We start from the raw sequence: 3094 nt of genomic DNA, 5'->3' as shown, positions 1-3094 counted from the left end.
TGGTGGTCCTGACCGGCGACCAGAATCCGGACAGCGAGCTCGACGCGCTGGAGCACGGCGGCGACGACTACATCGTCAAGCCGGTTCGCCCTCGGCATCTGGTGGTGTCGGTGCAAAGCCGCATCCGCCGCGCGCGCGCGCTGGGTCAAATCCGCCAAAACGCCGCGGTCGAGCCGCTGCGTCATCCCGTCACCGGATTGCTCACCCGGCCCGCCTTGATGAACCTGCTGCTGGAGAGGGCCGCCTCGCGAGCGCAGGGCGGCGCATTGATGATCGAAATGGGCAACGCCGCCGCTCTGCACGACCGCCTCGGCTATGCCGAATTCGAGGAGCTGATCAACGCGGCGGGCCGCAAGTTGAACGAGTTGGTCGCTGACGAATCCGCGGCCCGGCTGAGCGACAACGCGTTCCTCGTCATCGTCGGCGAAAACGCTACCGTCGGACTGGAAGACTACGCGCGACAGCTGCGGGACGGGATCGGGCGCGCCGATTTCAAAATCGACGGCGCTACCTTGCGCCTGCGCTGCACCGTGGGCTACACCAGCTTCGAACACGGATTCAAGGACTCCGGTGAAGTCCTGGCCGCAGTGGAGGACGCCCTGCGGGAAGCGCGCGGGGCGCCGGCGGGAATCGCACGCTATGTACCCGCCGACCGCATCGCGGCGAACGAAATCCTCGACGAATTGCGCACCGCCCTGACCCCCGGCGGCGATGCTCTCTATCTCGTCTTCCAACCGGTGGTCGCCGTGGCCGGCGGCAACGAGGCGCGCTACCAGGTTCTGGTGCGGCTGCGCGGACCCGACGGCAGCGTACGCCGCGCCGCGGAGTTCCTGGATGCCGCCCAAACCGCGGGGCTGCTGCCGCAGGTCGACCGTTGGGTGATGCAGCATGCCCTCGATTTGCTGCGCGATCGTCGGCAGGCCGAGCGCCCGATCCAGTTGGTCGTCTCGCAGTCGCCGCGCACCCTCGCCCAGGACGATTACGCAAACTGGCTGCAGCGGGCCATTTCCGAAGCGCAGATCGACGGGCAATCGCTGATCATCGACATCCGTCTGGAGGATGCGCTGGTCCACTCGGTACTTTTGCGCGAGTTCTGTCGACTGATGGTGCCCAGCGGCGTCCAGTTCGCGCTCAGCCAGTACCGCCATACCCTGGACGCGGCACAACTTCTGGACGAGCTGTCGCTCGGCTACCTCCGGCTGGCCCCCGATTTCGCGAAGTTGCCGCTGGCCCAGGCCCTGCACGATGAAATGCGCGAAGCCATCCAGTACGCTCACCGGCAGGGCCTGCAGGTCATCGCCCAGAACGTGGAAGACCCGCAGGCGGCGGCGGCGCTATGGATCGGCGGGATCGACTTCATTCAGGGCAATCTGGTCCACCGGCCCGAGCAAACCCTGGACTTCGACTTCCGGAGCGCAACGCTGTGACCGATGCCGCCGACACCCGCGCCGGCCGGAACCTGCAGGTGGCCCGCTGGCTGGCCTTGGGCGCGGCCGCCGGCGTCGCGCTGGCGCTGGTGATCGAGCGCACCGGCGTGGAAGGTCCGTGGCAGATGATCGCCCTGGTCATGGCCCTGCTGGCCCTGTTCGCGACGACCACGCTCGCCTTCACCACCCGCCAGCGCGAGCTGGCGCTGCAGGAGCACGCCGAACAGAACCAGCGCAAGGCCGAGGAAATCAGCGCCCTGCAGCAGGAGATCGACCGCCACACCGAGCTCGAACAGGAACTGACCCGGGCCAAGCAGGAAGCCGAATCGGCGTTCATGGCCAAGGGCGAATTCCTGGCCACCATGAGCCACGAGATCCGCACGCCGCTCAACGGCATCATCCCGATGCTGGACCTGCTTTCCGGCACACGGCTTGCGCTGGAGCAGCAGGAGTTCCTGCGCACCGCCACCGCCTCGGCGCAGCAGTTGCTGCGGATCGTCGACGACATCCTCGACTACTCCAAGCTCGAAGCCAACCGGCTGGAACTGGAAACCACCGGCTTCAACCTGCGCGAGCTGCTGCAAAGCGTGATCACCCTGATGCAGCGCCCCGCCGAGGCCAAGGGGCTGCGCCAGACCCTGCAGATCGACGCTTCGGTGCGCCTGCCGGTGCGCGGCGATCCGGTGCGGCTGCGCCAGATCCTGAGCAACCTGCTGAGCAACGCGATCAAGTTCACCGAGCACGGCGGCGTGACGGTGAGCGTGCGCCGCATGGGCGAAACCGCCACCCAGCACCAGTTGCGCTTCGAGGTGCAGGACACCGGCATCGGCATCGATGCGGCCACGCGCGCCAAGCTGTTCCAGCCTTTCAGCCAGGCCGACGCCTCGACCACCCGGTTGTACGGCGGCACCGGGCTGGGCCTGGTGATCTCGCAGCGCATCGTCGAACTGATGGGCGGCAAGATCGGCGTGGAATCCGAGCCGGGCCGCGGCTCGGTGTTCTGGTTCGAAGTACCGCTGCTCAAGGTGCAGGGCGACATCACCGAACGCCGTGAGGAAATGCACGGCGGACGGGTGCTGCTGATCACCACCGACGCCAAGCTGCGGATGCGGCTAACCCTGCTGCTGCCCAACTGGGGCCTGCGGATCACCGCCGTCGAGAACACCCACGACGCCCTCGAACGCCTGCGCCAGGCCCAGGGCCAGGGCAAGCCGTGGAACTATTCGGTGGTCCTTGCCGACCTGTCGAGCATCCGCAGCACGGCGGTGTCGCTGGCCCGCAACATGGATCGCCACGAACAGTACGGCAACGCCCGCCTGCTCTACCTGCGCGGCGACGAGGTGACCTCGCAGGATCTGCCGATGGGCGCCAGCATCCTCTCGCGCAACGCCGCCGATGCCGATCTACGAGCCGCGCTGTCGGCGTCCGGGGTCGCCTGGGCGCAGCAGGATCCGCATCCGGCGCCGGCGCCGCAGACGCCCAAGGTCGAACTCGGCCGCAAGGCCAGGGTTCTGCTGGTCGAGGACAACCCGGTCAACCTGAAGGTCGCCCAGCGCCTGCAGCAGGTGCTCGGGGCCGACTGCGACACCGCCGGCAACGGCCAGGCGGCGCTGGCCAAGCTCGACGAAGCCGAATTCGACCTGGTGCTGATGGACTGCCAGATGCCG

Annotated in this window: 2 protein-coding genes; both read left to right on the top strand. The window is 67.8% G+C overall.

Annotated features, from left to right (window positions below; translation table 11 throughout):
• On the top strand, nt 1-1427 hold a 1427-nt coding region (locus tag Q0X16_RS13105), incomplete at its 5' end, for an EAL domain-containing protein (protein WP_297835273.1).
• Nucleotides 1424-3094: ATP-binding protein (locus Q0X16_RS13100; protein ID WP_297835270.1), on the top strand; the 1671-nt coding region annotated here is incomplete at its 3' end. The genes Q0X16_RS13105 and Q0X16_RS13100, both read left to right, overlap by 4 nt.

This window comes from Thermomonas sp., from assembly GCF_025993755.1.
GTDB lineage: Bacteria > Pseudomonadota > Gammaproteobacteria > Xanthomonadales > Xanthomonadaceae > Thermomonas.
The sequence above is the reverse complement of the archived record's forward strand: the minus strand, read 5'-3'. Positions and strand labels throughout refer to the sequence as shown.